General features: G+C 64.2%; 25 protein-coding genes and 1 pseudogene. 23 read left to right on the forward strand and 3 right to left on the reverse strand.

All coding sequences use genetic code 11. The annotated features are described in order from the left end of the window. The 13 genes from K8V11_RS13245 to K8V11_RS13305 form a co-directional block, all read left to right on the forward strand. Nucleotides 1–1189 (forward strand): signal recognition particle protein (locus tag K8V11_RS13245; protein ID WP_303915206.1); only part of this gene is annotated, 1189 nt, incomplete at its 5' end. A gap of 211 nt (nucleotides 1190–1400) precedes the next feature. Further along, nucleotides 1401–1922 carry a 30S ribosomal protein S16 gene (gene rpsP, locus K8V11_RS13250; protein ID WP_303915208.1) on the forward strand — a complete coding sequence of 174 codons (522 nt, stop codon included), beginning with the start codon at nucleotides 1401–1403 and terminating at the stop codon, nucleotides 1920–1922. Nucleotides 1923–1928: 6 nt separating this feature from the next. Then, nucleotides 1929–2162 (forward strand): KH domain-containing protein, encoded by a 234-nt coding sequence (locus K8V11_RS13255; protein ID WP_303915211.1) that lies wholly within the window; start codon nucleotides 1929–1931, stop codon nucleotides 2160–2162. 30 nt (nucleotides 2163–2192) lie between these two features. Further along, a complete protein-coding gene (gene rimM, locus K8V11_RS13260; RefSeq protein WP_303915214.1) occupies nucleotides 2193–2783 on the forward strand; it encodes a ribosome maturation factor RimM in 591 nt (196 codons plus the stop codon). A 4-nt stretch (nucleotides 2784–2787) separates the two neighbouring features. Beyond that, on the forward strand, nucleotides 2788–3597 hold the full coding sequence (gene trmD / locus K8V11_RS13265) for a tRNA (guanosine(37)-N1)-methyltransferase TrmD (protein WP_303915217.1): 810 nt from the start codon (nucleotides 2788–2790) through the stop codon (nucleotides 3595–3597). Nucleotides 3598–3743: 146 nt separating this feature from the next. Then, nucleotides 3744–4085 (forward strand): 50S ribosomal protein L19, encoded by a 342-nt coding sequence (gene rplS / locus K8V11_RS13270; protein WP_067476475.1) that lies wholly within the window; start codon nucleotides 3744–3746, stop codon nucleotides 4083–4085. A 346-nt stretch (nucleotides 4086–4431) separates the two neighbouring features. Next, a complete protein-coding gene (lepB, locus tag K8V11_RS13275; RefSeq protein WP_303915262.1) occupies nucleotides 4432–5118 on the forward strand; it encodes a signal peptidase I in 687 nt (228 codons plus the stop codon). A 45-nt stretch (nucleotides 5119–5163) separates the two neighbouring features. Then, nucleotides 5164–5835, forward strand: a complete 672-nt coding sequence (locus K8V11_RS13280; RefSeq protein ID WP_303915266.1) for a ribonuclease HII — start codon at nucleotides 5164–5166, stop codon at nucleotides 5833–5835. Beyond that, nucleotides 5816–6121 carry a DUF2469 domain-containing protein gene (locus K8V11_RS13285; protein WP_067471791.1) on the forward strand — a complete coding sequence of 102 codons (306 nt, stop codon included), beginning with the start codon at nucleotides 5816–5818 and terminating at the stop codon, nucleotides 6119–6121. Before K8V11_RS13280 ends, K8V11_RS13285 begins: the two co-directional genes overlap by 20 nt. Nucleotides 6122–6377: 256 nt before the next feature. Next, complete coding sequence (locus K8V11_RS13290) at nucleotides 6378–6902, forward strand: YraN family protein (protein WP_303915221.1); 525 nt, start codon at nucleotides 6378–6380, stop codon at nucleotides 6900–6902. After that, nucleotides 6903–8408 carry a YifB family Mg chelatase-like AAA ATPase gene (locus K8V11_RS13295; RefSeq protein ID WP_303915224.1) on the forward strand — a complete coding sequence of 502 codons (1506 nt, stop codon included), beginning with the start codon at nucleotides 6903–6905 and terminating at the stop codon, nucleotides 8406–8408. Then, nucleotides 8405–9658: a DNA-processing protein DprA gene (dprA, locus tag K8V11_RS13300; protein WP_303915227.1), complete on the forward strand. Its 1254-nt coding sequence runs from the start codon at nucleotides 8405–8407 to the stop codon at nucleotides 9656–9658. Before K8V11_RS13295 ends, dprA begins: the two co-directional genes overlap by 4 nt. Nucleotides 9659–9768: 110 nt before the next feature. Continuing rightward, nucleotides 9769–10740, forward strand: coding sequence for a tyrosine recombinase XerC (locus tag K8V11_RS13305; RefSeq protein ID WP_303915228.1), 972 nt, complete (start codon nucleotides 9769–9771; stop codon nucleotides 10738–10740). 53 nt (nucleotides 10741–10793) lie between these two features. Here the strand turns inward: K8V11_RS13305 and K8V11_RS13310 are convergent, their stop codons facing one another. Next, complete coding sequence (locus tag K8V11_RS13310) at nucleotides 10794–11408, reverse strand: murein hydrolase activator EnvC (protein WP_303915230.1); 615 nt, start codon at nucleotides 11406–11408, stop codon at nucleotides 10794–10796. Between the two features lie 423 nt (nucleotides 11409–11831). Between K8V11_RS13310 and rpsB the strand changes: the two genes are divergently transcribed. The 5 genes from rpsB (at nucleotide 11832) to K8V11_RS13335 (ending at nucleotide 16297) form a co-directional block, all read left to right on the forward strand. Beyond that, nucleotides 11832–12722 (forward strand): 30S ribosomal protein S2, encoded by an 891-nt coding sequence (gene rpsB, locus K8V11_RS13315; RefSeq protein ID WP_303915233.1) that lies wholly within the window; start codon nucleotides 11832–11834, stop codon nucleotides 12720–12722. 277 nt (nucleotides 12723–12999) lie between these two features. Continuing rightward, entirely contained in the window at nucleotides 13000–13824 is an 825-nt protein-coding gene (gene tsf, locus K8V11_RS13320; protein ID WP_303915236.1) for a translation elongation factor Ts, read from the forward strand. 186 nt (nucleotides 13825–14010) lie between these two features. After that, nucleotides 14011–14733, forward strand: coding sequence for a UMP kinase (gene pyrH / locus K8V11_RS13325; RefSeq protein WP_303915238.1), 723 nt, complete (start codon nucleotides 14011–14013; stop codon nucleotides 14731–14733). 83 nt (nucleotides 14734–14816) lie between these two features. Next, nucleotides 14817–15374 carry a ribosome recycling factor gene (gene frr / locus K8V11_RS13330; protein WP_303915240.1) on the forward strand — a complete coding sequence of 186 codons (558 nt, stop codon included), beginning with the start codon at nucleotides 14817–14819 and terminating at the stop codon, nucleotides 15372–15374. Nucleotides 15375–15436: 62 nt separating this feature from the next. Then, nucleotides 15437–16297 (forward strand): phosphatidate cytidylyltransferase, encoded by an 861-nt coding sequence (locus K8V11_RS13335; RefSeq protein WP_303915243.1) that lies wholly within the window; start codon nucleotides 15437–15439, stop codon nucleotides 16295–16297. Here the strand turns inward: K8V11_RS13335 and K8V11_RS13340 are convergent. Next, nucleotides 16294–16767 (reverse strand): lipopolysaccharide assembly LapA domain-containing protein, encoded by a 474-nt coding sequence (locus K8V11_RS13340; protein ID WP_303915246.1) that lies wholly within the window; start codon nucleotides 16765–16767, stop codon nucleotides 16294–16296. The genes K8V11_RS13335 and K8V11_RS13340 overlap by 4 nt on opposite strands. A gap of 81 nt (nucleotides 16768–16848) precedes the next feature. Between K8V11_RS13340 and rlmN the strand changes: the two genes are divergently transcribed. Next, nucleotides 16849–17970 carry a 23S rRNA (adenine(2503)-C(2))-methyltransferase RlmN gene (gene rlmN / locus K8V11_RS13345; RefSeq protein ID WP_303915249.1) on the forward strand — a complete coding sequence of 374 codons (1122 nt, stop codon included), beginning with the start codon at nucleotides 16849–16851 and terminating at the stop codon, nucleotides 17968–17970. Nucleotides 17971–18050: 80 nt separating this feature from the next. On the opposite strand, the gene K8V11_RS13350 is transcribed toward rlmN, so the two are convergent. After that, nucleotides 18051–18371: a DUF2631 domain-containing protein gene (locus K8V11_RS13350; RefSeq protein WP_303915252.1), complete on the reverse strand. Its 321-nt coding sequence runs from the start codon at nucleotides 18369–18371 to the stop codon at nucleotides 18051–18053. A 307-nt stretch (nucleotides 18372–18678) separates the two neighbouring features. Between K8V11_RS13350 and K8V11_RS13355 the strand changes: the two genes are divergently transcribed. The 4 genes and pseudogenes from K8V11_RS13355 to K8V11_RS13370 form a co-directional block, all read left to right on the forward strand. Next, entirely contained in the window at nucleotides 18679–19896 is a 1218-nt protein-coding gene (locus tag K8V11_RS13355; RefSeq protein ID WP_303915253.1) for an RIP metalloprotease, read from the forward strand. A 124-nt stretch (nucleotides 19897–20020) separates the two neighbouring features. Continuing rightward, on the forward strand, nucleotides 20021–20890 hold the full coding sequence (locus K8V11_RS13360) for a GNAT family N-acetyltransferase (protein WP_303915256.1): 870 nt from the start codon (nucleotides 20021–20023) through the stop codon (nucleotides 20888–20890). A 69-nt stretch (nucleotides 20891–20959) separates the two neighbouring features. Then, the gene (gene map, locus K8V11_RS13365) at nucleotides 20960–21871 is read left to right on the forward strand and encodes a type I methionyl aminopeptidase (RefSeq protein WP_303915259.1); all 912 of its coding nucleotides are present in this window, start codon (nucleotides 20960–20962) and stop codon (nucleotides 21869–21871) included. 4 nt (nucleotides 21872–21875) lie between these two features. Continuing rightward, nucleotides 21876–22169 (forward strand): annotated as a pseudogene (locus K8V11_RS13370) (cobyric acid synthase CobQ); the annotation flags it as partial.

Raw genomic sequence — 22169 nt, forward strand, 5'->3', positions numbered from 1 at the left:
CCAGATCGTCGGCGATCGCGCGAACGTTCCCGTGTTCGCCCCACACCCGGGCACCTCGGTGGGTGGCGACGGCGAGCCGATCGGTGTTTCGGAACCTGTCGATGTCGCCAACCGGGCCATCGCACACGCCCGCGCGAAGATGCACGACGTGGTCATCGTCGATACCGCCGGCCGGCTTGGTATCGACGAGGAGCTCATGGCGCAGGCACGCGGGATTCGCGATGCCGTCGAGCCCGATGAGACGTTCTTCGTCCTCGACGCGATGGTCGGTCAGGATGCGGTGACGACGGCGGAGGCGTTCCGCGACGGCGTCGGATTCACCGGTGTCGTGCTCACGAAGCTCGACGGCGACGCGCGCGGTGGTGCCGCGCTGTCGGTGCGCGAGCTCACCGGCACACCGATCATGTTCGCCTCGAACGGTGAGAAGCTCGAAGACTTCGATGTCTTCCATCCCGACAGGATGGCCAGCCGCATCCTCGGCATGGGCGATGTGCTGTCCCTCATCGAGCAGGCGGAGACCGTCTTCGATCAGAAGCAGGCCGAGGAGGCCGCCTCGAAGATCGGCAGCGGCGAGCTCACGCTCGAGGACTTTCTCGACCAGATGTTGATGATTCGGCGGATGGGCCCGCTCGGCAACATCATCGGCATGCTCCCCGGCGGTAAGGAAATGAAGGACGCGGTCGGGGATATCGACGAAAAGTATCTCGACCGCATCCAGGCGATCATCCGTGGCATGACTCCCGCCGAGCGTGCGAACCCGAAGATCATCAACGGTTCACGGCGCCTGCGCATCGCCAACGGCTCGGGTGTTCAGGTCTCCGACGTCAACCAGTTGGTGGATCGGTTCTTCGAGGCGAAGAAGATGATGGGCCGGATGGCCGGACAGATGGGGATGCCCGGTTCGCGATCGGCGACCAAGCGCCGGAAGGGCAAGGGAAAGAAGGGCAAGAAGGGCGGTCGCGGACCGACGCCGCCGAAGAACCGGATGAACATGCCCGGCATGCCTCCGGGGATGCAGATGCCCCCGGGCATGCAAATGCCCCCCGGAATGGACACGCCCGGCGGGCCGGGTGCGGCCGCTGCCGGAGGCAAGGGCGCGCCGGATCTGAGCGGCAACCCACCCGGGCTCGACCAGCTGCCGCCCGGCCTCGAGGGCATCGACCTGTCGAAGCTTTCCTTCCCGAAGTAGGTTCCGGCGCCGCCGGTGCGCCGATTTACCAAATCGGGTTGGTGCCGGGTAAGTTGGAGCGCTGGACGCCGTCACCGGTGAGTCTTCGTATGCGCAGCGTGCGGAGGTTCGAGCCGAACGGCGGTCACCCGAAAGGCGAGACCGGGCCCCGTAACCGACGGGTGTCGCTGAATCGCCACGTGACCTACGAAGATAAGGAATCATCAGAACCATGGCAGTCAAGATCAAGCTCACCCGTCTCGGCAAGATCCGCAACCCGCAGTACCGCATCATCGTCGCCGATGCGCGTACGCGCCGCGACGGCCGCGCCCTCGAGACCCTCGGCCTGTACCGCCCGAAGGAGAACCCGAGCTACATCGAGCTCGATTCCGAGCGCGCGCAGTACTGGCTCGGCGTGGGCGCTCAGCCGACCGAGGCCGTCGAGGCCATCCTCAAGGTGACCGGCGACTGGCAGAAGTACAAGGGCATCGAGGGCGCCGAGGGCTCCCTGAAGACCGCCGACGAGAAGCCGTCGAAGCTCGACCTGTTCAACAAGGCTCTCGAAGAGGCCTCGAACGAGCCGACCTCCGAGGCAATCACCACCAAGCGTAAGGCCGACAAGGCCAAGAAGGCCGAGGAAGAGGCTGCTGCCAAGGCCAAGGCCGAGGAAGAGGCCGCAGACGCCAAGGCCGCCGAGGACGCCGGCGAGTCCGAAGATGCAGCCCCGGCCGAGGAAGACAAGGCTGCGGAGTAATCCATCATGGCTGAGGACATCGCGGAGGCTGTGGAACACCTCGTGCGTGGCATCGTTGCCGATCCGGACGCGGTAAACGTCCGGGTCGACTCCGGCCGCCGCGGTACCACCCTCCGCGTGTCCGTGTCGCCCGCGGACCAGGGCCGTGTCATCGGGCGCCGTGGGCGCACCGCCAGCGCACTGCGCACAGTGGTCACCGCCATCGGCGGGAAGAGCTACCGCGTCGAAATCGCGGACTAGGCTCCAGACGAACTACTCGAAGGCCCACACATGGAACTCGTCGTCGGCAGGATCGTCAAGTCCCACGGAATCCGGGGCGAAGTCGTGGTCGATATTCGCACCGACTCTCCGGAGGAGCGGTTCGCCAAGGGCTCCGCTCTCACCACGCGCACCCGCAAGTCCAAGGGCTCCAGCGTGCCCGAAACGCTGAACGTCGAAGCCGCCAGGAACCATTCCGGGCGGCTTCTCGTGCGCTTCGAAGGTGTCGGATCGCGCGATGACGCCGACGCGCTTCGCGGAGTCGAGCTTCTCGTCGACTCGGCCTCATTCGAGCCGCTCCAGGACGACGACGAGTTCTACGACCACCAGCTCGAAGGCTTGGACGCGCGCGTCGACGACGCCGACGCCCCGTCGATAGGGCAAGTGAGCGAGGTGCTCCACACGCCTGCCGGCGAGGTGCTTTCGATCACCACTCTCGCAGACGGTCCGCACGCGGGGCGCGAGGTTCTCGTCCCGTTTATCGAGCAGTTCGTGCCCACCGTGGACCTCACCGCGGGCGCCGTTGTCATCACCCCGCCCGAGGGCTTGCTCAACATTACCGGCGGCATCGACGGCGCCGCCTCGGACGATCGTCAGGATTAGTCCGTTGCGAATCGATGCTCTGACAATCTTCCCCGAGTACCTCGAACCTCTGGGAGCGGCGATTCTTGGTCGTGCGCAATCGAAGGGGCTTCTCGAGGTCGGCGTGCACGACCTGCGCAATTGGACCCACGACGTCCACCGTTCGGTCGACGACACCCCGTTCGGCGGTGGCCCAGGCATGGTCATGCTGCCCAGCGTGTGGTGGGCCGGACTGTCGGAGGTGCTGGAACTTCCGGCGTCACCACAAACTTCTGTGGTACCCGCCCCTTCCGGTGACGTCGGACGCCGCCCTCTCCTCGTGGTCCCGACCCCGGCGGGCCGGCCGTTCACGCAGCAGCTGGCCGAGGAGTTCGCCACGCGTTCGCACCTCGTCTTCGCGTGCGGCCGCTATGAGGGCATCGATCAGCGGGTATTCGATGCCACCGCGGATTACGTCGACGTCGTCGAGGTCTCGCTCGGCGACTATGTGCTGATCGGGGGAGAGGTCGCTGTGCTCGCGATCTCCGAGGCGGTCGTGCGACTCATCCCCGGCGTGCTCGGCAACCAGCGAAGCCACGAGGAGGACTCGTTCTCCGACGGGCTGCTCGAAGGCCCTTCCTACACCCGTCCCGAGGTCTGGGAAGGCATCGCCGTGCCGGAGGTGCTGAAGTCGGGAAACCACGCCCGCATCGACCGTTGGCGGCGAGACCAGTCGCTGTTGCGCACGGCGGAGCGACGCCCCGAGCTCCTCGTGGACGCAGAACTCGATAAGGTCGACGTCGAAGTTCTCCGCTCGGGCGGATTTGGTCAGCTCGCAGACGACCTGGCACACTAGACGGGTTGCATCTGCGGGTGCACGGATTTCGCGCTGCGAAATTCTTTCCCCGCGATGAGCGCTATTGATTCCGGGCACGAACCAGACGAGCATGTCGCAAGGGCACGCCGCTAGGTTCCTCTGTCCACGAGTGCAAGGACACATCAATGAACACTTTGGATTTTATCGACAAGGCCTCGATGCGAGACGACATCCCGTCGTTCCGCGCCGGTGACACGGTCGAGGTGCACGTCAAGGTTATCGAGGGCACCAAGGAGCGTGTGCAGGTCTTCAAGGGCGTCGTGATTCGTCGCCAGGGCGGCGGCGTCCGCGAGACCTTCACCGCTCGTAAGATCTCCTTCGGCGTGGGCGTGGAGCGTACCTTCCCGGTGCACTCCCCGAACGTCGATAAGATCGAGGTCGTTACCCGCGGCGACGTTCGCCGCGCGAAACTGTACTACCTCCGCGCACTTCGTGGCAAGGCTGCACGAATCAAGGAAAAGCGCTAAGCACCTCGAGCATCGACCGCTCGAAGTACTTGGGAGAACGCCCCGCCGACCATGGCGGGGCGTTCTCGCATTTTCCCACTTCGTCGTCCGAGCTGCCGGGTTCCGCGGGTCCGACGCCCGGCGAGCCCGGTCTCATGGGCCTCATGGCAAGCTGCATGGGTATCCATCCTGAACCCGTCGATGCTCCATGATGAGGCGACGGTAATGGCGTAAGGTTTGCCGAGTGACCCACGCTAGTTCTGATAATGGTGCCACCGGAGGCAGAAACCCGCGGTCGGCGTCGTCCCACCGCGCGGATACCGGTGGGAGCCGTTTCCGCAATCCCGACGGTTCGCGTCCCTGGTACATCGAAATCCCGATGCTGATCATCATCGCGTTGATCATCAGCTTCCTCGTTCAAACCTTCGTCGGGCGCGTCTACCGTATCCCCAGCGAGTCGATGGAGCCCACGCTCATCGGCTGCGAGGGCTGTAACGGCGACCGCATCGTGGTCGACAAGATCACCTATCGCTTCAACGATCCCCGCCCGGGCGACGTGGTCGTTTTCAAGGGCTCGGAGTCGTGGAATGAGGGCTACGTGTCTCAGCGCTCGGACAACCCGGTGCTGCGCGCCGTTCAGAATGCAGGCAGCGTGGTAGGGCTTGTTCCCCCTGACGAGAACAACCTGGTCAAGCGAATCATCGCCGTCGGCGGCCAGACCGTCGGTGGCTGTGGCCCCGCGGGCGAAGTGCTCGTCGATGGCCAGCCGGTAAAGGACGAGGGATTCATCAATAACCCGGCCGAGAGCCGCAAGAATCCCATGAACTGCAACTTCGGCCCCGTCGAGGTGCCCGAGGGCAACGTGTGGGTGATGGGCGACAACCGCTCGAACTCCGCAGACTCCCGCTATCACATGGGCGATCAGTACCAGGGCACCGTTCCCGAGTCCGATATCGTCGGCAAGGTGCGCTGGGTCATCCTGCCGTTTTCCCGCTTCGGCAGCGTGGATTCGCCTGACCTGATGAGCATCTCCGGCATCGACGCACCCGAGTAGCCGCAGGTGCGCGAAGCAGACCCCCTTCATCCGCCGCGCGCGCGGATCACCCGAAAAGACGATGTCCCCGGCGTCGAATCGGCGCTCTACCGTCGAGGGCTCGGCCCCGTCGCGGGCGTCGACGAGGCCGGCCGCGGGGCGTGTGCGGGCCCGCTGGTCGTGGCCGCCGTGATTCTCGGCCCCAAAATCCCCGCCGCCCTGTCGGGTCTCGACGACTCCAAGAAACTCAGCGCCGCCCGCCGCGAGGCGTTGTTCGACGTCATCCGTGAAAAGGCTTTGTCCTGGTCTGTTGTCCAAATAGAGCCCGAGACCATCGACGTCGAGGGCGTGCACCACCACAACATCGCGGGCATGAGGCGAGCGGTTGCGGGACTCGATGCGCGCCCGGGCTACGTCCTCACCGACGGATTCGCGGTCGAGGGGTTCGACGCGCCCTCGCTGGCGGTGGTCGGGGGAGATGCGGCGGTGCCATCTATCTCCGCCGCGAGTGTCCTCGCAAAGGTCACGCGAGATCGGTTTATGGTGGACCTCGACACTCGTTTTCCCGGTTACGGGTTGGCCGGTCACAAGGGGTACGGCACCGCCGCACACCAGGACGCGTTGGCCCGGTTGGGGCCGAGTCCACAGCATCGAATGTCTTACGCGAATGTTCAGCGTGCGGCCGCTTTGGCGGCGGCGCGAGGTAGAGGAGAAGCCGATGAGCGCCGAGGATCTTGAGAATTACGAGACCGAGATGGAGCTGTCGCTGTACAAGGAGTACCGCGATGTCGTCGGCCAGTTCACCTATGTGGTCGAGACCGAGCGGCGCTTCTACCTCGCCAACGCGGTCGAGCTGATTCCGCGCTCCGCCGACGGCGAGGTCTACTTCGACGTGCGCATGTCCGACGCATGGGTCTGGGATATGTACCGCCCCGCGCGGTTCGTCAAGTACGTGCGCGTGCTCTCGTTCAAGGACGTCAATATCGAGGAGATCGAAAAGCCCGATCTATCCCTTCCGGAATAGGATGTCGACCGCGTAGCGCGCGTTCGCGAAAACGCAGGTCACGAACCAAGCCGCCATTGCCCTCTGGATGGGCAATGGCGGCTTTTTCGTGCAGGTCGGGACTCTTCTAGCAGGATGTGCACAGGGCGGATTGTGCCGTCCACAGAAGTGCGTTTCATGCACGTATGACGCCGGACGTGCCCGGTACTCAGGACATGCTCGATTCCGACAGCGCCGCCGGATTTCCCGGCGGGGCGCGAACGAATCGAGGAGACCCATGGCCGATAATTCCTGCGACGAGGACAACTTCTACTTCGGTCGGGGCATCGCGACGAAACAGCCGTCGCGGCCGACGGTGCTGCACAGCCACCCCGATGTTCTTGGGCCGGATCCGCTCACGCTGTACATGCCGTGGATTTCGCGGTGGAAGAAGGAATCCTGGCCACAAACTCGCTCGGAGGTCGGCCGATTCGGGGAGGATTTGGTCGCCGAACTGGCCGGGGACCTCGGCTTCGAGACACTCGGCCGGAATTGGCGGTGCCCGAGCGGCGAGCTCGATCTCATCGTCCGGGGCGCCGACGAGGTGATCCGGTTCGTCGAGGTTCGCACCCGCACTGGGCCACGGTATGGCACGCCGGCAGAATCGGTGATTCCCTCGAAGCTCGCCCGGTTGCGACGGCTCGGCGGTGCATGGCTCGCCGCACACCGCGACTTTCACGGAGACGTTGCGTTCGATGCCGTCGCAGTCGAGAAGGACGGCGAGGACGAGGCGAAACTTACCTGGCTTTGGAACGTGCTCTAGATGGGCATCGGCTACTCTCGCGGCGTTGCGGTCGTCGGAGTCGGTGGACACGTCGTCGATGTTGAGGTCGACTCCGGAAACGGGCTGCCGGCCACACATATCGTGGGCGCCGGCGACGCCGCACTTCACGAGGCGCGCGAGCGCGTGCGGGCCGCGATCGTTAACAGCGGGTTCCCGTATCCACCTGGCAAGGTCGTTATTTCGCTGTCGCCGGCGTCTCTGCGGAAAACCGGCAGCGGCTTCGATCTCGCCATTGTCGCGGCCGTCCTGTCTTCGCGAGGCCACATTCCCGCGGGAACCCTCTCCGGGGTCGCGCTTGTCGGGGAACTCGCGCTCGATGGTCGTGTTCGTCCCGTGCGCGGCGTACTGCCCGCAGTGCTCGCGGCCCGCGAGGCCGGGCTGTCGGCGGTGCTCGTGTCCTCTGGCAACCTGGCCGAGGCGAGGCTCGTCGATGGGATCGCATCGATCGGGCTACGCACTCTCGAAGACCTCCGCGACTACTGCCTGGGCCTCGAGCCGCCAGACTATCCGGTGGCCGAGCAGGGCGGCGCGGTCCACCCAAACGACGCCGACTCCGCAGACCTCGTTGATGTACGCGGACAACCGGAAGCCCGCCGCGCGGTCGAGATCGCTGCTGCCGGCGGGCACAACCTTCTCCTTCTCGGCCCGCCGGGCACTGGCAAGACGATGCTTGCCAGGCGCCTACCCGGGTTACTGCCGGACCTGTGCGAAGGCGACGCATTGTCAACCACCGCGGTGCATTCGGTGTCCGGGGTGCTGGGCGAAGGGCGGTCTCCATTGGTCTCGCGCCCGCCGTTCATCGCGCCACACCACACCGCGTCAATGAACGCGCTCGTCGGCGGCGGACACGGACTAGCCCGCCCGGGAGCGGTCTCCCTTGCCCACAATGGCGTGCTTTTCCTCGATGAAGCCCCGGAGTTCGCCGCGCGCACCCTCGACGCACTTCGCACGCCTCTCGAAGAAGGAACGGTACGCATCGCCAGACGCGACGGGGTGACGGAGTTCCCAGCCCGGTTCCAACTCATCATGGCGGCAAACGAATGCCCGTGCGGCGCGGCAGAAGCCGCCCGGTGTGACTGCCCGGCAGGACTCAGGCGCCGGTACATGGCCAAGCTTTCGGGGCCGCTGCGCGACCGACTGGACATCTGCGTACGCACATCGCCGGTCGGCGTTCGCCTGCTTTCGGACACCGACCAGGAGTCAACGGCAACGGTCCGCGAGCGCGTGCACCGCGCGATCGAATGTGCAACCGCCCGCAGATCTGTCCCGGCACAGAACAGCGACGCCGCTACGAAAGTCGAGGACGGAATCTCTCGCACGGCGATGATCCCGTTGAAAAGAGGGCTTGTCAGGGGCGCGATCTCCGCGCGTGGAGCGCGTCGCTGTCTCCGGCTGGCCTGGACGCTTGCCGACATCGATGGATCCAACAGCCCCACACAACACCATGTCGTAGAAGCGATGACCCTGCGAGGAGACGAAATATGAGGCCGATCACCGAGACCGGGGATGCCTGGCTCTATCTCAACGCCGTATGCGAACGACCCACTGCTGCGATGTGGGACTTCGTCGACGCCTTTGGTCCCATCGAGGCCGCCGAACGAATCAAGGCGAATGACACCGAGAACTTCCGCGACGTCGCCGCGCAGACGGCCGCTCGCGCCGGGAAGGTGGACCCGACCGCGCTGCGAGCCTTGGGCGAACAGTACGACGCCAGGTTCCTCTGTCCTGCGAATCCGGACTGGCCCGCCGAAGCGTTCTCCGCGTTGGATCATCCGCGTCAATACGGGTTGGACCACAGCGGCGTCGAGGCCGGAGCGGCACTGCCGCTCGCGCCGTTCGGTCTGTGGGTGCGCGGAGGGCCGGACCTGCCCAACTTCGCTGCCGCGCGCACGGCCTCCATCGTAGGGACAAGAGACCTCACCTCCTACGGACGTGTCGTCGCGTCGGAACTGGCCGAGGCGTGCGCGGGCGAAGACATCGCAGTCATATCCGGAGGCGCGCTCGGAGTCGATATCGCTGCGCACCTGGGAGCGCTTTCCGCCGACGGGATCACTACCGCCGTTCTCGCGTGTGGCGTCGACAAGCTCTATCCCTCCGCCAACGAACAAAGCCTGCGGCGTGTGGCGGCCTCGGGCGGAGCGATCTCCGAGTACCCGCCGGGCACGGGCGTCACGCGATATCGCTTTCTCGACCGGAACCGGATTATCGCCGCGCTTGGTTCGGTCACGGTCGTAGTAGAGGCGGCGATGCGCAGCGGCGCTCTGAGCACCGCGCGATGGGCAAATGCAATGAACCGTTCCGTGTTCGCTGTTCCGGGACCGATACACTCGCGCGCCTCAGCCGGCTGCAACAACCTGCTTGGCATGTACGCCTTGCCGCTCGCCTCAACCAGCGAGATTGGGGAAGTCGTCTCGACTCTCGGGTTCGAGCGCTCCGCCGAACCGAACCCGTATGACGTCGGAGCTGGAAAATTCACACGCCGACCCGGAAGCCCCGCCGACTGGATGACCGAGGAGCAGAGCCGGGTATTCGAGGCCTTGCGGGGCGACTGCATGCAAGATTCCACAAAGATCGCCTGGGAGAGCGGTGTTCCAGAATCAAGGGTCAAGCGACACCTCGGTACGCTGAAGCGATTCGGATTCGCCGTCAAAACAGGCGGTAGGTGGCAACTTCCTACGAGGCGTGACCAACATCAGCAAAGTCTGCCACTTAACGAAAACGGATCCCTTTTTTGACCAGCCAGCTCAGTTGCGGCCCGTACGCAGAGCCAAGTCTCCAACAGCTATCGACAGAAGCGTGTCGAGCGTTCTTGCGCCCGGACGAAACAGGGGCCACAGTAGATAACATGCACAACAGCGCGGACGGAACTGATAGTGGAGGCACTTCTTCCGCATCAGTTGCGCGCGGGCCGAAACTCGACGATCTGCTCGATGAGTTCTCCGCTGATCTGATCTCGCGGGGGAGGTCCGAGGCCACCGTGCGTTCGTATCTCTCCGACGTTCGCCACTTGTTCACCTATCTCGATTCGGACGGCGCGGCGCCGGCCCCGGCTCTACTCATCGACCTAGCAGCGCTGCGCGCGTGGTTAGGGGAGCAGGTTGCGGGCCGCTCGGCCAGATCGACGATCGCGCGCCGGGTAGCCTCGGCCCGTGCTTTTACCGCCTGGGCGCATCACCGAGGCGTGCTTGACGGCGATCCCGGCCAACGCTTGGAGGCGCCTCGGCCACACCGACGCCTCCCGCGGGTGCTGGACGAAGTTCAGGCGTCGGAGGTTATTCGTTCGGCGGAACTCGGCGCCGAGGAATTCGATCCGGCCGCGCTTCGCGACCAGGTCATCGTTGAGCTCCTTTACTCCACAGGCATCCGCGTTTCGGAGCTCTGCGGGCTCGACCTACGCTCCATCGATAGCGAGCGGAGGGTGCTGCGCGTGCTTGGCAAGGGAAATAAGGAGCGGACGGTGCCCTTCGGGGCGCCGGCAAAACGTGCCATCGAGGGCTGGCTCGAGCGAGGCAGGCCGGCGCTGGTCTCGGACGCGAGCGGTGAGGCGTTCCTCCTTGGGGCGCGTGGTGGGCGACTCAATGTGCGGGCCGCGCGCAAAGCGGTAAACGACGTCACGTCCGCGACTGACGGTGTCCCAGTTCTCTCGCCTCACGCGCTGCGGCACAGCGCCGCGACGCATCTGCTCGCCGGGGGAGCCGATCTACGCCACGTTCAGGAGATCCTCGGCCATACGACCCCGGCGACCACTCAGCTCTACACGCACGTCTCCAACGAGCGCCTTGCCGCCGCATATCGCACCGCCCACCCCCGTGCGTGAAAACCCGGATTCACTACGAACATTGCGGACGCGCCTGAGCGGCGCCGGCGCAACTACACAGGCCCGACAGGTTTGAGCACGATCGGCCGTAGATTGGCGCCCAGCAGCGATAGCGGATCGAGGTAGCCGTCCGGGTCATCGCTCCATCGGGCTCCCCAGTGCACACACGCCGGAGCTTCGCATTCTGGGTGGATTCCGAGCACGTGCCCGATCACCTGCCCGCGCTCGACGACCTGCCCCGCCATGACGGCGGAGCGTACCGGCTCGTAAGTCGTCCGAAATCCTCCTTCGTGCTCGATCGACACCACCGGGCGCCCGGCGACCATCCCGGCGAATGCGACTCTCCCGGGCCCCGCCGCGCGGACCTCCGCCGAAGGAGTGGTTGCGAGATCGACCCCGCGATGGCCCGGAAGCCACGGTTTCGGCGGAGGCGAATACCCGCGGACCACGGCGCCGGGCGACACGGGGAGATCGAATTCCTCGCCACCCCTGATCGATTCGGCCGAACGTGGGGAGGCTTGGGTCTCGGCGAGCCCTTCGCCATCGGCCGGTAGTTGGACGGCGAGCAGGATCGCGACGACCGCCGTCAGGACTACACCGAGCAGGCGAACGAAGATGCAGATTCGCCCGGGAGGTGGTGTGTCCGAGTGCGGCTCCGTGAGTGGCATGGACCCGAGTATTGGGGAGCGGAAGGTACCGGTGGGGGCGCTACATCATATGTAGAGCTGACCGGCGCGTTTCACGAGTCGACTCTCGCGTCGAGAGAGTTGGACCATTTCGCTCGGCAGGTTATGCTTGCGGGGCAGTCTTGTGTGCCGGGAGACGTGTGTCTACTCGGTTCATGATTCTGACTTCGCGCACCTGGCAACGGTGCTCGTTCGTCCCCGCCATCGCTTAGGTGGTGGGGGAGCGCCGGTGTTGTATGCCCTTCGAGTCAGTGGTGTTCGGTCGACTTTGTGGTCGGCCGGATTGCCTCGAGGCAGGTGCTAGGCAAAACCCAAGAACAACTACGGACATATGAGAAGGAGGAGGAGGGGCCTCCAGAACGCGCGAGACCTACGGAATCGTACGTTTTTGACCCTCAAAGCAACATGGCTGTCGTTTCCATGAAGCAACTGCTCGACGCAGGTGCACACTTTGGCCACCAGACCCGTCGCTGGAACCCGAAGATGAGGCGTTTCATCTTCACCGACCGCAACGGCATCTACATCATCGATCTGCAGCAGACGCTGACCTACATCGATCAGGCCTACGAATTCGTCAAGGAGTCCGTGGCCCACGGCGGCACCGTGCTCTTTGTCGGCACGAAGAAGCAGGCCCAGGAGGCCATTGCCGAAGAGGCCACGAAGGTCGGCATGCCGTATGTCAACCAGCGTTGGCTCGGCGGCATGCTCACCAACTTCCAGACCGTGCACCAGCGCCTCCTGCGCCTTAAGGAGCTCGAGTCGATGGAGCAGACCGGTGGCTTCGAGGGGCGCACCAAGAAGGAAATCCTCATGCTCACGCGTGAGAAGAACAAGCTCGCCCGCACCCTTGGCGGTATGCGCGAGATGTCGAAGATTCCTTCCGTGGTGTGGATTGTCGACACCAACAAGGAGCACATCGCCGTCGACGAGGCGCGGAAGCTGGGCATCCCGGTCGTCGCGATTCTCGATACGAACTGCGACCCGGATGTCGTCGACTACCCGATCCCGGCGAACGACGATGCCATCCGCTCCGTCGACGTGCTCACCCGAGTCGTCGCCTCCGCCGTCGCCGAGGGCCTCAAGGCCCGTTCGGCTGCGAAGGAAGGCAAGAAGGGCGACGAGGCCGAGCCGCTCGCCGAGTGGGAGACCGAACAGCTCGACGCCGTAACGGCGGAGGCTGAAGCCGCTGCCACCACCGAGGATGCCGCTCCGGCTGCCGCGCAGGACGCGCCGGCCGCTGAGGCTGCTGCGCAAGACGCGCCGGCTGCCGAGGCTCCTGCTGCGGACACCAAGTAGGTTCTCGCGCATGCAGCGCTAATACCAGGGCCCGGTGCCAGCTACTCGAGTGGCTGGCACCGGGCCCGTGTTGTGCTCCCGTTCCGCGTCTGACCATCGTGAGTTCAGCCGCGCCTCGCCACGAGTTCACCAGGGTTGCGCGCACCTTTAAGGGCATAGTGCCTTAACCTGGTGAGGGAATGGGCTGCCTATTCCGCTGAAGCCGCGCGGAAAATTCTAGACTTCTACCCAAGCCGAGATTGACGAAATCCAAATACCCAAGGAGGGTCGCCCCAACATGGCGAACTACACCGCTGCCGACGTCAAGCGTCTTCGTGAGCTCACCGGCTCCGGAATGATGGACTGCAAGAACGCACTTGTCGATTCGGATGGAGACTTCGACAAGGCCGTCGAGCTTCTTCGCATCAAGGGTGCGAAGGACGTGGGCAAGCGCGCCGGTCGCTCGACCGCCGAAGGCCTCGTCACCATCAAGGACGGCTACATGATCGAGCTCAACTCGGAGACCGACTTCGTCGCAAAGTCGGCCGAGTTTATCGAGCTCGCGGACAAGATCGCCAGCGTCGCCGCAGCGAACAAGGTTGCCGATCTCGCCGCACTCGAGGGCGCGGACCTCGACGGCCAGCCCGTGTCCGACGCTGTCACCGCGTTTTCCGCCAAGACCGGCGAGAAGCTCGTCCTCCGCCGCGTGGCCTCCTACGAGGGACCGGTGGCGACGTACCTGCACAAGCGCTCCTCGGACCTGCCGCCGGCCGTCGGCGTCATGGTGTCCTACACCGGTGACACCGATGCCGCTGCCGAGGCCGCTCGGACCGCGGCCATGCAGATCGCGGCGCTCAAGGCCAAGTACGTCTCCCGCGACGACGTCCCTGAGGACGTTATCGCCAAGGAGCGCGAGATTGCCGAGGCCACCGCCAAGGAGGAGGGCAAGCCCGAGCAGGCTCTTCCGAAGATCGTCGAGGGACGACTCAACGGCTTCTTCAAGGACGTCGCGCTGCTCGACCAGCCGTCGGTCTCCGATAACAAGAAGACCGTTGGCGCGCTCCTCGAAGAGGCCGGCGCCAAGGTCACCGCGTTCGAGCGTTTCGAGGTCGGCCAGGAGTAAGACCCTCCTGCGGCGATCCGTTCGCACATAGTGTTCAGGCACCTGGAGTCGATATCGACCAGGTGCCTGAACCGTGTTCGGACATGGCAATGCCGCAAACGTCACCGCCCCATCTGGTTGAGAATGCAATAAGGCAAGATGGTGTCGATAGAAAAATTGATCGCAGAGCACGATTCTAGGAGCGAGATGACTAACGAGTCGGACACTGGCTACACGCGCGTCATGCTGAAGCTTGGCGGTGAAATGTTTGGTGGCGGAGCGGTCGGAATCGATCCCGACGTGGTCCAGTCCGTAGCTCGTCAGATCGCCGATGTTGCCAAGAGCGGCACGCAGATCTGCATCGTGATCGGTGGCGGAAACTTCTTCCGCGGAGCGCAACTGCAGCAGCGCGGCCTGGACCGCGCTCGCTCTGACTACATGGGCATGCTCGGGACCGTGATGAACTGCCTCGCTCTGCAGGACTTCCTCGAACAAGAGGGCATCGATACCCGCGTACAGACTGCTATAACGATGGGACAGGTCGCCGAGCCATACATCCCGCTGCGTGCGATCCGCCACATGGAGAAGGGGCGCGTCGTCATCTTCGGCGCCGGCATGGGTATGCCGTACTTCTCCACAGACACGACCGCCGCGCAGCGCGCCCTCGAGGTCAAGGCAGAGGTTCTCCTCATGGCCAAGGGAGTCGACGGCGTGTACTCCGATGATCCGCGCATCAATCCCGACGCCAAGCTCTTCGACCGGATTACCCATCGCGAGGTAATCGAGAAGGAACTCAAGGTCGCCGACGCCACCGCCTTCTCGCTGTGTATGGACAACAATATGCCGATCCAGGTGTTCAACCTTCTTGTCGAGGGGAATGTCGCAGCGGCGGTCGCCGGAAAGCAGATCGGCACGCTCGTCGCCACATAGCCCTCACCAGCTCGGCCGAGAGACTAAACTCAGGTGTCGGACTAACCGACTAGCACAGATTGATACCCCGCAAAGGACCCGCGATGTTTGACGAAGCCATGCTCGAAGCCGAAGAGAAGATGGAAAAGGCCGTGAACCACGTTCGAGATGAGCTTTCCTCGATTCGTACCGGCCGCGCCAACCCGGGGATGTTCAGTCGAGTGCAGGCCGAGTACTACGGGATGTACACGCCAATTACGCAGATGGCCACGATTTCCGTTCCCGAGCCGAGAATGCTGCTCATCAAGCCCTACGAGCTGGGTCAGATCGGCAACATTGAACAAGCCATCCGCAATTCGGACCTCGGCGTCAACCCGACGAACGACGGCCAGGTTCTCCGCGTGACGGTTCCGCAGCTCACCGAGGAGCGCCGACGCGATCTCGTCAAGCAGGCAAAGTCGAAGGCCGAGGACGGCCGCATCGCGATCCGCGGTGTTCGTCGCAAGGGTATGGACGAGATCAAGCGGATCGTGAAAGATGGCGAAGCAGGCGAAGATGAGGGCAACGCGGCAGAAAAGGATCTCGACTCCGCGACATCCAAGTACGTGAACGAGGTCGACGAGCTGGTAAAGCGGAAGGAAGACGAACTGATGGAGGTCTAGATAGCCCTCTTAGTTCGCACAATAATACGGGCCATCGTTCGACAGATCGGAGTTAGATCGCCGTGGATTTGGCACCCGCAGGGCCTCCCGGTTCGCCGCCAAAACAGTCCCGGGCAGGTCGCGACCTAACCCGAGCCATTCCGGTTGGCGCGTTCCTCGGCGCCGTGGTGGCGATTTCTGTCGCATGGAACTCGCGGCTCTGGTACGTGGTGGCCGCAGCTGCCGTTGCCCTGGCGCTGTGGGAAGTATTCAAGCGCCTGCGGCAGGCAAAGTTCAGGCTTCCTTTCATCGCTCTGCTCGTGGCAAGTCAGGCGATGATCTGGCTCGCGTGGCCTCTCGGGGCGACGGGCGCGTTCGCCGCGTTCGCGGTGTCTGTCGTCGTCATCCTTGTCTGGCGACTTTTCATTCGTGGTCTTCACCAGCCACCGAAGAACTACCTTCGTGATGTCTCCGCGTCGATCTTTGTGCTCGCATGGATCGCAATTCCCGGAGCCTGCGGGGCCATGCTTGTCAATGGCGAACACGGCGGCAAGTACGTTGTCACGTTGATCGTGCTCGTGGTCTGCTCGGACGTCGGTGGATACATCGCGGGCGTGCTCTTCGGAAAGCACCCGATGGCGCCTGCGATCAGTCCGAAGAAATCCTGGGAGGGGTTCGCGGGCTCTATGGTGTTCGGGGTGGCCGGAGGCGTGCTCGTATTCTGGCTCTTGCTGGACGAGAACCTGTGGGTCGGCGGGCTACTCGGCGTTGCCACAGTGCTAGCCGCAAGCCTCGGCGATCTTGTCGAATCGCAGGTCAAGCGAGACCTGGGCATCAAGGACATGGGAACCCTCCTGCCAGGACACGGCGGGCTCATGGATCGACTCGATTCGGTCCTTCCCGCCGCCGTCATGGCGTGGGTGTTCGTGCACTACTTCATCTAGCGCTTACGGCCCTTCTTCTTGGACCCGAGCGACTTATTCGCACGACGGGCACGATGGCGAAGCTGGAAGATGCGCATGGCGGCGACAAGCGCCATGACCAGCGCGCCGACGATAGCGGCGAGGAGAATGAGCACACCGGCGGGCATGCTGAACTCCCAGGAGATGAACTGCACATCGAGGCTGTCCTGATTCTGCAGCACGAACACGAGAAGCAGAATGAGCAGGATCGCGCCGATTACCAGCGTCACCCATGCCGAACCAAGCCCCCCACCTGAGGTGTTTACCGGGGTCGGCGTCTCCGAGGTGCTCTCCGTGCCCCCGACTTCAGTTTCAGACACCTGTACCTCGCCGGCCGGGACGCCGGACTGCTGAGCATCGTCAAAGGCAGCGGGGGCTACGGGATCTGAGCCCGCAGTCGGCTCCGACGGGACGGTCGGGTTCACTTCGTTATCGTTTGTCGGACTATTCATGTACGTAAATGTATACGGCCCGTCCCAAATCGGTTGGTGCCGATATGCATTTGACGAACAAAAAAGGGAGAATCTAAAGGCGTGCCTAAAGAACTACCCCTCGTGTTTGATGCGCCGAAGACGAAAATGGGAATGCCACCCAAACACCTGGCGGACCTCACGGATGCCGAACGAGCCGATGCAATAAGCGGCCTCGGGCTTCCTGCGTTCCGTTCCAAGCAACTGGCGAACCATTACTTCAGCCGACTTTCCGCCGATCCGGCGGAGATGACCGACCTGCCCGCGGGTGCGCGCGGCGTTGTTGCCGAAGCACTGTTCCCGCAGCTGTTCACCGACATCCGGGACCAGACGGCTGACGGCGGTGCGACGCGAAAGACTCTGTGGAAACTCCACGACGGCTCCCTTGTCGAGTCCGTGCTCATGCGGTACCCCGATCGCGCCACGCTGTGCGTGTCGAGCCAGGCCGGCTGCGGAATGGCGTGCCCGTTCTGCGCCACCGGTCAGGGCGGCCTGCAACGCAACCTCTCCACCGCGGAGATCCTCGAACAATTCCGGATCGCGGCCGCGGCCATGCGCAATGGCGACCTCGACGGTGGACCCGGCCGACTGTCGAACGTCGTGTTCATGGGCATGGGGGAGCCGCTGGCCAACTACAAGCGCGTCGTCGCCGCCGTCAAGCGGATGATCGCCCCGGAGCCAGAGGGCTTTGGTCTCTCGCAGCGAAACGTCACGGTGTCCACCGTTGGGCTTGCGCCGGCGATCCGTCGCCTGGCCGATGAGGGAATCCATGTCACTCTCGCCGTGTCCCTGCACACCCCGGACGATGAGCTACGCGACACCCTCGTCCCGGTGAACAACCGGTGGCCGGTTGACGAGGTTCTCGACGCGGCCCGCTACTACGCAGACGCCACCGGCCGTCGCGTGTCCATCGAATACGCGCTGATCCGTGACATCAACGACCAGGTGTGGCGCGGCGAGTTGCTCGGGAAGAAGTTGCACAAGGCGCTCGGCCAATACGCGCATGTAAACGTGATCCCGCTCAACCCAACCCCTGGCAGCAAATGGGATGCCAGCCCGAAGCCGCAGCAGGATGCGTTCGTCGCGGCTGTTGAACGCCAGGGCGTGTCATGCACGGTGCGTGATACCCGAGGACAGGACATTGCGGCTGCCTGCGGGCAGCTTGCGGCTGACTCTGCCTCCTAGCGGAAGCAAAAAGCGGCTCCCCGGTGCTGAAGGGGAGCCGCTTTTCGTGTATCCGAAACGGTAAAACCTAGATCGAGCGCCTAGTTATTGGCGTAGTGCATCGGATCAGTCGGGGTGAAGATCTTGTTGCGCTTGGGCGAATCGCGCGGGGGGTGCGGCTTGGTCGCGATCGCCATGATCACGAACACGGCGATTGCGATGGACACCAGGTAAATGTTTTCGACATTGCCGATGTGGTTACCGAAAAGCATGAGAAGCATGAAAACCGCGAACGAGATGCCGACGGCGTTGCCGAACTTGCGGTTGAATCCGTGCCAACCCCAGTTCACCGACGGCTCGTCGATCGAGCTGATGCCGTTCCTGACGATTTCCTTGACGTGACCGGAGTCGCTCGAACTCATAGCTGCTTCTTCTCCTGAAAGTGAAGTATCTGTTTGCCATGCGGTCGTGCGAGCATGACAGTCGACTCTGAGTATCCCATATGAACTCGCCGAATCGGGTCATCGACCCCCCGCGAATTCGTCGCGCTCGTGTTGCACTACGGCCCGACAGGGGGACAATGAGCGTGGAAACCACCGGCGGCTGGCCGCGCCTACGGCGGGCGCGGATATTCGGAAACTACTTTGGGAAGTCGTTCGTTTACGTAGTCGGCGGTACAGCTGCGCCCGCCACGGACTCGGTTAGCGCAGACAAGGGGTCATATTCACCGTGTTGATATTCGGCATCGTGCTCTTCGCGTTCGGCATCATCGTGTCGATCGTCTGGCACGAGTACGGGCACTTCTCCACCGCACGCCACTTCGGTATGCTCGTGCGACGCTTCTACGTGGGGATGGGGCCGAAGGTATTCGCCTTCCGGCGCGGGGAAACCGAGTACGGACTGGCGGCGCTCCCGGTCGGTGGATTCTGCGATATCGCAGGGATGACCACATCCGACGAGCTCGACCCGGCAGACGAGCCGCGCGCTATGCACTCGAAGCCGGCCTGGCAGCGGATCATCGTTCTGCTCGCCGGCCCCTTCATGAACTTCATTCTCGGCTTTGCTCTCTTTTTCGGGGTCGCAGTCACCGCCGGCCTGCCGAACATCGACCAGGAGCCCATTCCCGTCGACCAGGTCCCAGCCGTCGTCGGGTCGACCCAGTGCATCGAGCAGGGCTGCACCGATTCGGGTCCGGCCGGAGCAGCGGGAATCCTGCCCGGAGACCGTCTCGTCGAGATCGACTCAATCCCCATCGAATCGTGGGCGGACGTGTCTGCGGCGGTCACCGACCTCGGTGGCCAGCAGGTCGACATCGTCGTCGACCGTGGCGGGGCGACACAGAGCGTGACGGCCGATATTGCCACCCGCGAGGTCGACGGCGCGCAGAGCGGCGTCCTCGGCATCACTGTCGACGCCTCAGCCGTTCCACTGGAGATCCTCGACGACCCCCGCTACCGCGGCATCAACGAGTATGGCCCGGTCGGCGCGATCGGCGGAACCGCGGAATACACCGGGTACATCATGGTCGAGACGGCCAAGGGCATCGCATCCTTCCCGTCGAAGATCCCAGGCGTGGCCCAGTCGATCTTCGGCGGCGAGCGGGCGGAAGACAGCCCCGTGTCTATCGTCGGCGCGAGCCATATCGGGGGGCAGGTCGTCGATCACGGCATGTGGGCGTCGTTCTTCCTTCTGCTGGGCGCGCTGAACTTCTTCATCGGCGGCTTCAACCTGATTCCGCTCGTGCCTTTCGACGGCGGACACATCGCCGTCATCCTCTATGAAAAGATTCGGGACGCGCTGCGCAAGCGGCGTGGCCTGGCTCCCGGCGGACCGGCCGACTACGAGAAGCTCATGCCGCTCACGTTGGGGGTGTTCGCGATCCTCATCGGGATCAGCGCCATTGTGATCGTGGCCGATTTCGTCAATCCGATGGTGCTCAATCTCTAGGACTGTCCCACCTGGGTGCACACGCGAGGATGTTTGCCTCTTTCGTTACGCGTTCGGTGGGAGGCCGGTCTAAGATGAGTCCACGCCCGACCGGCGAGCCGCGCCGGCGAAAGGCCCGATACTCATGACCACTCACGCCGAACCTCGCTTGGCACGCCGCTTGGATTTGGACGACCAAGCGGTGCTTTTCCCGGTGCTCGCGGAAGAGGCGCCCATCTCCGGACCCATCGTGTCCGGCATTCGCGAAGAACGTCGCACCCCGCGGGGAGTGGTGTCGAGCTTCTTCTCCTGCAGCGAACCGGAGAAGAGCCTGCTGTACGTCGGAGCCGGGATAGTCCCGTTCCGCATGCAGCCGGGCGACGCGGAAATGTTCGCCGACTCGCTGGTCTCCGCCCGGTACACGAAGGCCTCCATCCACGGCCGCGCGGACAATGTTCTGGCGCTGTGGGATGCGCTCGAACCGGCGTGGGGCCCGTCCAAGGACATCCGCCCGACCCAATTGCTCATGCAGTGCACGGACCCACAACCAGCACCCTTGACTTCGGAGGTACCCGCCGGCGTGGGGTCCTTGCGCCTCGCCTCTCCCGGAGAGGTTGACCGCGTGCTGCCTGCGGCGGCGGCGATGTACGAGGAAGAGCTCGGCGCGAACCCGCTCACCGCCCCGTACGCCGCCGCCTACCACCACCGGGTCTACCGCTATCTCCTCAATCGCCAGACGTGGATCTGTGATCTCGACAATGGGGCAGAGGTGGCGTTCAAGGTCGATGTCGTCGGGCGCGAGTACTCGACCGCGACAATCCAGGGCGTGTGGACGAACCCGATGGTCCGCGGCACCGGCGTTGCCAGCAGCGCGGTGGCAGCGCTCTGCCGCGTGCTGCGCGCCGAGAGCGTCGTGCCCTCGCTCGTGGTCAATTCTTACAACACCGCGGCGCGCCGGGTGTACGAGCGCTGCGGGTTCGACCACGTCGCGGATTACGCGACTGTGATGTTCTAGCGCGGGATAGCGCTGCCCGGCAGGATCCGTGATGGGCGTATCTGCACCCACAGGGATACGATGGAGCCCATGTCTGAGGCCAAAGTATCGTCCACCCGCGCACCACTCACACCGGGCAAGCCGACGCCGATCCGCGAGGTTCCCGCGTCGATCGAGCGGCCCGAATACGCCTGGAAGGACTCCGTCGCCGAGGCCATCGGCGAGCCGTGGGTGCAGACCCCCGAAGTCATCGAGAAGGTCCGCGTGGCCAGCCGCATCGCCGCCGACGCCCTCGTGGAGGCCGGCAAGGCCATCGCCCCGGGCGTGACGACCGACGAGGTCGACCGCGTTGTCCACGAGTACCTCATCTCCCACGGGGCTTACCCGTCGACGCTCGGCTACCGCGATTTCCCGAAGTCGTGCTGCGTCTCGCTCAACGAGGTCATCTGCCACGGCATCCCGGACACGACGGTCATCGAGGACGGCGACATCGTAAACGTCGACGTCACCGCGTACTTCGATGGGGTGCACGGCGACACCAACGCCACATTCTTCGCGGGCAGAGTCTCCCAGGAACACCGCGATCTCGTCGCGCGCACCCTCGAGGCGACAATGCGCGGCATCAAAGCCATCCGCCCGGGCCGCGAGATCAACGTCATCGGCCGGGTCATCGAGTCCTACGCCAAGCGCTTCGGTTACAACGTGGTCCGCGACTTCACCGGCCACGGCGTCGGTCCCACGTTCCACAACGGGCTCATCGTCCTTCACTACGACACCGACGGCGACCATCAGCAGCTCGAGCCGGGGATGACTCTCACGGTTGAGCCGATGATCAACCTCGGCGATCTCGCCTACGAAACCTGGGACGATGACTGGACGGTCACGACCCGCGACAAGAAGTGGACAGCGCAGTTCGAGCACACCATCGTCGTCACCGAGGACTCCTACGAGATCCTCACCGTCCCCACCGGCGGGATCGAGGCCTTCGGCCCGGAGCTGTAGCGGCGTGCCAGCGCCGGCCATCCTCATAGCAGGAACAACATCGGACGCCGGTAAATCGATGGTGGTGGCCGGGCTCTGCCGCGCCCTCACTCGCCGGGGAGTCTCCGTGGCGCCGTTTAAGGCGCAAAACATGTCGAACAATTCGGCAGTGACGGCGGACGGTGGGGAAATCGGGAGAGCGCAGGCGCTCCAGGCGGAGGCTTGCGGGCTCGCGCCGAGCACACTGTTCAACCCTGTTCTCCTCAAGCCCGGGTCCGATCACCGCTCGCAGGTAGTCGTGCGGGGTCGTGTGTCCGGG

This window comes from Dietzia timorensis (assembly GCF_020742175.1).
GTDB classification, from domain to species: domain Bacteria; phylum Actinomycetota; class Actinomycetes; order Mycobacteriales; family Mycobacteriaceae; genus Dietzia; species Dietzia timorensis_A.

Bases quoted from the DNA above. Each gene is read 5' to 3' on its own strand.
- K8V11_RS13290 (WP_303915221.1), top strand. From the start codon at position 6,378: ATGGCCGATAATTCCTGCGACGAGGACAACTTCTACTTCGGTCGGGGC.
- K8V11_RS13310 (WP_303915230.1), bottom strand. From the start codon at position 11,408: ATGCCACTCACGGAGCCGCACTCGGACACACCACCTCCCGGGCGAATC.
- rpsB (WP_303915233.1), top strand. From the start codon at position 11,832: ATGGCTGTCGTTTCCATGAAGCAACTGCTCGACGCAGGTGCACACTTT.
- K8V11_RS13305 (WP_303915228.1), top strand. From the start codon at position 9,769: ATGCACAACAGCGCGGACGGAACTGATAGTGGAGGCACTTCTTCCGCA.
- K8V11_RS13350 (WP_303915252.1), bottom strand. From the start codon at position 18,371: ATGAGTTCGAGCGACTCCGGTCACGTCAAGGAAATCGTCAGGAACGGC.
- frr (WP_303915240.1), top strand. From the start codon at position 14,817: ATGTTTGACGAAGCCATGCTCGAAGCCGAAGAGAAGATGGAAAAGGCC.
- K8V11_RS13340 (WP_303915246.1), bottom strand. From the start codon at position 16,767: ATGAATAGTCCGACAAACGATAACGAAGTGAACCCGACCGTCCCGTCG.
- pyrH (WP_303915238.1), top strand. From the start codon at position 14,011: ATGACTAACGAGTCGGACACTGGCTACACGCGCGTCATGCTGAAGCTT.
- rimM (WP_303915214.1), top strand. From the start codon at position 2,193: ATGGAACTCGTCGTCGGCAGGATCGTCAAGTCCCACGGAATCCGGGGC.
- K8V11_RS13360 (WP_303915256.1), top strand. From the start codon at position 20,021: ATGACCACTCACGCCGAACCTCGCTTGGCACGCCGCTTGGATTTGGAC.
- map (WP_303915259.1), top strand. From the start codon at position 20,960: ATGTCTGAGGCCAAAGTATCGTCCACCCGCGCACCACTCACACCGGGC.
- dprA (WP_303915227.1), top strand. From the start codon at position 8,405: ATGAGGCCGATCACCGAGACCGGGGATGCCTGGCTCTATCTCAACGCC.
- K8V11_RS13285 (WP_067471791.1), top strand. From the start codon at position 5,816: ATGAGCGCCGAGGATCTTGAGAATTACGAGACCGAGATGGAGCTGTCG.
- K8V11_RS13255 (WP_303915211.1), top strand. From the start codon at position 1,929: ATGGCTGAGGACATCGCGGAGGCTGTGGAACACCTCGTGCGTGGCATC.
- K8V11_RS13295 (WP_303915224.1), top strand. From the start codon at position 6,903: ATGGGCATCGGCTACTCTCGCGGCGTTGCGGTCGTCGGAGTCGGTGGA.
- rpsP (WP_303915208.1), top strand. From the start codon at position 1,401: ATGGCAGTCAAGATCAAGCTCACCCGTCTCGGCAAGATCCGCAACCCG.
- tsf (WP_303915236.1), top strand. From the start codon at position 13,000: ATGGCGAACTACACCGCTGCCGACGTCAAGCGTCTTCGTGAGCTCACC.
- rplS (WP_067476475.1), top strand. From the start codon at position 3,744: ATGAACACTTTGGATTTTATCGACAAGGCCTCGATGCGAGACGACATC.